Consider the following 5,017-nt stretch of genomic DNA (forward strand, 5'->3'; position numbering starts at 1 on the left):
GCTAAGACCCACAGCGCCGATGGTACTGCACCCGAGAGAGTGTGGGAGAGTAGGACACCGCCGGACCACCCTTAAAATGCAGGCCCCACCACCGGTGGGGCCTGCACCCCTTTAACCACCCACCACCCATACAGTCGACGCATGCGGTTTCACCCCAAATCACCCCAGCAGGCCGGCTTCGTGCGTTACGAGGGGGCCGAGCGCAATGTCCGGGGGATCCATCCCGGGATTTTTGGCCTTGCCAACGCGCTGGCCCGCGACGGCCGCCTCAGTGAGGCCGACTATTCCTGGTGGCTTGCGTCGAATCTCTGGTACGACGCGGCCTACATCAACCCCCAGCTCGTCGATGCGTCGGTGTACGACCGCACCCTCAACCCGACGGCCCAGGCCTGGTTCAAGGTGTCCGCCGGGCACCTTCTCGAGCGGATCCCCGGATATCTCTCCCTCCTTGACCGCTACGCGGTCCCCTGGCGGGAGGTCCGTTCGAACGACCCGGGCGCCGTTCTCTACGAAGACGAATTCCAGCTGGTGGTCACGCCATGGTTGACCCAACCGGGAGGGGATGAGGGGCCGGAGATGCTGCTTGAGGCCCGAAGCGGCCAGGTCAAGGCCACAAAAGGAACTGCCGACGGCACGTGAACCGTTGTAGGGTCGAGCCAGGTTGCCAACGCCTGGTGCCACCACTCGGTCCGAGACTGCCAGCCCTGAGAGCGGGCGTCCTCGAAGGAAGAAGAGGTATCAGTGGGTTCGACGAACCGCCTGCGCCGCTCGGGTATGCCACAACCGGGGACACTGAGCCCCGTGTCGCCGGACAGCCCGGTTTCCGGCCCGAAAGATCACTACGAAGTGCTCGTCATCGGGGGAGGAAATGCAGGGATCTCCCTCGCGGCACGGCTGCAGCGTTACGGCGTCCGCGATATTGCCATTATCGAGCCGCGCAGCCACCACCTCTATCAGCCGCTCTTCTCACACATTGCCGGCGGCACCGCGAAGCCTGCCGACGCCGTCCGCCCCCAGTCCAGGGTCATGCCCCGTGGAGTCGCCTGGATCCAAGGTGAGGTAACCGGCGTGCAGCAGGACGCCCTCACCGTCACCCTTTCCTCCGGCGCGAGCCTGAGGTACGACAACCTCGTCGTGTGCCCCGGGATTCAAAAGGACTGGGACGCCGTGCCGGGCCTCGCGCAGGCGATGGCGTCGCCTTTCGGCGGGTCCAACTACGAGTTCGAGCTGGCACCGAAGGCGTGGGACCTGTTGCGTCAACTCCGCAGCGGCACTGTGGTTTTCAGCCAGCCGCCCGGCCCTGCCACCTGCGCCGGTGCCGCCCAGAAGCCGATGTACCTTGCCTGTGACTACTGGCGTGCGCAGGGGGTGCTCGACGACATCCGGGTCGTGCTGATTGTGCCGACGCCGACCGTTTTTGGAATGCCTCTGATCGACGAGGAGCTTAACCGCAAGATTGCTGAGTACGGCATCGAACTCCGTTGCGACAGCGAGCTCGCCGAGGTGGACCCCGAGGGACGCAGCGTCGTCGTGCGCAACATTGCGGACGGGACCGATGAACGTCTTCCCTACGACGTCCTGCACGCGGTGCCACCCCAGTCCGCGCCCGACTGGCTGAAAACCTCCGCGCTTTCCGCCGACGGTGACCCCGACGGCTGGGTCGAGGTCGATCCGGAGACGCTGCGGCATGCGCGGTTTCCCTCGGTATGGTCCCTCGGCGATGCGGCGGGGACACGGAACTCGAAGTCCGGTGCCGCGTTGAGGATGCAGACTACCGTTCTCGCGAAGAACCTCAAAGCCGTGCGCAAGGGCAGGAATCCCCGCAAGAAGTACAACAACTATTCGGCGTGCCCCTTCACCGTGTCACGTTCGACGGTCGTCTTTTCCGAGTTCGATGACAGGTACCGGCCGAAGCCGACGGTGCCGGGGTGGAAGAATCTGGCACGGGAGCGACGGTTGACGTGGCTCCTGGAGCGGAGGGTGCTCCCTCAGGTCTATTGGAAGCTGATCCTGAGGGGCCGGGCGTAGTCCGCGGCGGCAGGGGAACTCCTCAGGGAAGCCGATGGTCGTCCGGGTCTGGGATGCGCAGCCACCGGTAGCCATACGGTTCAAGGTCGAGGTCGACGGTTCCCTTCCGTGAGATCTGCGGTCCGGTACCGCCAAGCAGGTCCAGCAGGGTTTTTCCGTCGAGGTCGCTGGCGCTGTGCCGGGAACTGGTGACGTCCAGCGTGACGCGAGCCGCTGACGGAGCGAAGTTGTGGACGAGGACCATGCTCGAGGCTTCCCAGGTGCAGCGGTGGGCCAAGATCGAAGGATTGTCCTGTGAGAGGACCTCGAAGCTTCCCCAGCCAAGTTCCGGGCACTGCCGGTAGCGGCGGATGAGTCCGGCCATGAAGTGGAGGAGCGACTCCGGATCCTGGCGGGCCCGGGCGGCGTTGACGGCATCCGGGCCATATTCGCCCTGAACCGGGCGGGCAACGAGGTTGGCCTCCTCAGCGCTCGAGAACCCCCCGTTCTTCCCGTCGGTCCACTGCATGGGGGTGCGGACGGCGAGCCTCCCATCCGCGGCGAGGTCCTCGCCCATGCCGATTTCTTCGCCGTAGAACAGGACAGGTGTCCCGGGTAGTGAAAAGAGCAAGGAGTACACCATTCGGATGCGGCGAGGGTCTCCATCGAGCATCGGTGGCAGGCGCCGCTTGAGCCCACGTCCGTAGACCTGCATGTTTTCCTCCGGGCCGAAAGCAGCGAACACCTCCTGCCGCTGCGATTCGGTGAGCTTGTCGAGGGTCAGCTCGTCATGGTTGCGCACGAAAGTCGCCCACTGGCTGTCGGGATTCGTCTTCGGACGGCCCTGGAGTGCGGCGGCCAACGGGGCGGCGTCCTGCCGTGCCAGGGCGAGGTAGAGATTCTGCATTCCAATGAAATCGAAAAGCATTGTGAGTTCGTCGGCGGCCTCTCCGCCGAGGAACCGCAGTTGGGCCTCGTAGGGAAGGTTCACTTCACCCAGCAGGATCGCGCCGGGGCTCCGGCGGCCGAGGAAGCGCCTGAAGTCCTTGAGGAATTCATGCGGTTCCGGCAGCTCGTCCGCCTGTGCCCCGGTCAGCTCGATGAAGAAGGGCACGGCGTCGACCCGAAAGCCGTTCATGCCCAGCTGGAGCCAGAAGCCTGCCGCTTTGGCGATCTCGTCGCGAACCCGCGGATTGGCAACATTCAGGTCCGGCTGATGTCGATAGAAACGGTGCTGGTACCAATCACCCGTCGGCTCGGACCGGGTCCAGATGGAGTCCTCCTGGTCAGGGAAGGTCACCTCTGCCGAGGTGTCAGGCGGGGCATCGGAGCGCCAAACGTAGAAGTCGCGGAATGGACTGTCGCGGGACTCAACGGCCGACCGGAACCAGGGATGCTGATCGGAGGTGTGATTGACCACGAGGTCCGCGATGACGCGGATGCCCTGATCCTTGGCCGTCCGAAGGAACTCAACGAGGTCACCATGGGTCCCGAGCCGGCTGTCCACTCCAAAGAAATCGGTGATGTCGTAGCCGTCGTCGCGGTCTGGGGTGGGATAGAACGGCATCAACCAGATGCAGGTCACGCCGAGAGCCGCCAGATAGGGCACCCGCTCCGTAAGGCCGGCGAAATCACCAATCCCATCGCCGTTCGAGTCGTAGAAGGTCTCGACGTCGAGGCAGTACACCACGGCATTCTTCCACCAAAGATCAGACGTTTCCGTGGTCTTCATTGTTCCCCCTCGTAGTTCGACGGCGGTGTCCAGAGTTGGACGGGTTGACCTGCCGCTCAGCGAAGCTCGGGCAGGACCTTGGCGGCGAAAGCATCAATGAAGGGCTGCTGGTCCTGGCCCACGAAGTGGAGGTAGATTTCGTCGAAGCCAAGCTCCAGGTACTCCTGAAGCCACTGAGCATGTTCACCGGTGCTGGCCGAGACGTTGACCGCCGTACGCACCGACTCCTCACCCACGTCGCGGCCTACGGCGTCGAAGTAGCCGGCGGTTGGAAGGTCCCACGGTATGGGTGGGGCGAAGGTGTTGTTCTTCCACTGATCCATGGCAATGCCAATGGCCTCAGATTCAGTGGGCGCCCAGGATAGGTGCACCTGCAGGGTTGCCGTGCCCGTGCCTCCCGCCTCCCGGTAAGCCGACAGCATGTTCCGCAGGTGTTCATGCGGCTGGTTGATCGTCACCAGCCCATCGGCCCAGACCGCGGCGCGCCGTGCGGTGTCAACGGTGACGGCAGGGGCGATCAACGGCGGCGGTGTGGCCGGTGTGTCCCAAATCCGCGCCCGCTCGACGGTGACCAGCCCCCGATGGGTGACCTCCTCGCCGCTGTGCAGCCGGCGGATGACCGACACGCATTCCTCGAGACGCCGCTGCCGGACGTCCTTGGGTGGCCACGCCTCGCCGGTGATGTGCTCGTTCATGTTTTCGCCGCTGCCCAGCGCAACCCAAAGCCGGCCGGGATACATGTCCGCGAGTGTCGCCGAGGCATGGGCGAGGATCGCCGGGTGGTACCGCTGCCCGGGTGCAGTCACGACGCCGAACCGCAGGCCGGTCCGGGCAAGGGCCGACCCCAGCCAGGACCAGGCGAACCCCGAATGGCCCTGCCGCTCGGACCACGGTTCTATATGGTCAGAGCACATCGCCGCATCGAAGCCGGCCTGCTCGGCGAAAACCACGTCCTCCAGCAGACGCGATGGGCTGATCTGTTCGTGGGACGCATGAAATCCGAGTATCGCCATCCGACATGCATACCGCGGCACGGCCATGCTGTCGAGGAATCAGGGAAGGCGCAGGCAGCCCGCCCACGCCGGCATCGGCTCCGGCAGCTGGTCTGGAAGAGGATCTTTGGGGCGGACCGGGGGCGCCCGTACGCCGGTTTTGTGGGGGGTGGGTGGGGGATTTGTGTTTGGTGGGTGGGGGTCGTATAGTTATGGAGTTGCCCCGGTGAGGGCGGCGAAACCCACACAAATTTCTGAGGCTTTTCCGGTGTGTGCTGTGCACGGG

At 64.8% G+C, this 5,017-nt stretch carries 4 protein-coding genes; 2 read left to right on the top strand and 2 right to left on the bottom strand.

Features of this window, described 5'->3' with window-relative positions:
* The first annotated feature begins 141 nt into the window (after nucleotides 1-141).
* Nucleotides 142-639 (top strand): hypothetical protein, encoded by a 498-nt coding sequence (locus tag GVV77_RS17930; RefSeq protein ID WP_201293277.1) that lies wholly within the window; start codon nucleotides 142-144, stop codon nucleotides 637-639.
* A gap of 162 nt (nucleotides 640-801) precedes the next feature.
* Nucleotides 802-2,028, top strand: coding sequence for an NAD(P)/FAD-dependent oxidoreductase (locus tag GVV77_RS17935; RefSeq protein ID WP_246199899.1), 1,227 nt, complete (start codon nucleotides 802-804; stop codon nucleotides 2,026-2,028).
* 22 nt (nucleotides 2,029-2,050) lie between these two features.
* Here GVV77_RS17935 and GVV77_RS17940 read toward each other — a convergent pair whose 3' ends face one another.
* Together GVV77_RS17940 and GVV77_RS17945 are read right to left on the bottom strand one after the other, a co-directional pair.
* Nucleotides 2,051-3,739, bottom strand: a complete 1,689-nt coding sequence (locus GVV77_RS17940; protein WP_159620680.1) for an alpha-amylase family protein — start codon at nucleotides 3,737-3,739, stop codon at nucleotides 2,051-2,053.
* Nucleotides 3,740-3,795: 56 nt separating this feature from the next.
* A complete protein-coding gene (locus GVV77_RS17945) occupies nucleotides 3,796-4,752 on the bottom strand; it encodes a TIGR03885 family FMN-dependent LLM class oxidoreductase (RefSeq protein WP_159620682.1) in 957 nt (318 codons plus the stop codon).
* Nucleotides 4,753-5,017 lie beyond the last annotated feature (265 nt).

Source organism: Arthrobacter zhaoguopingii, assembly GCF_009828605.1.
GTDB classification, from domain to species: Bacteria; Actinomycetota; Actinomycetes; order Actinomycetales; family Micrococcaceae; genus Arthrobacter_D; species Arthrobacter_D zhaoguopingii.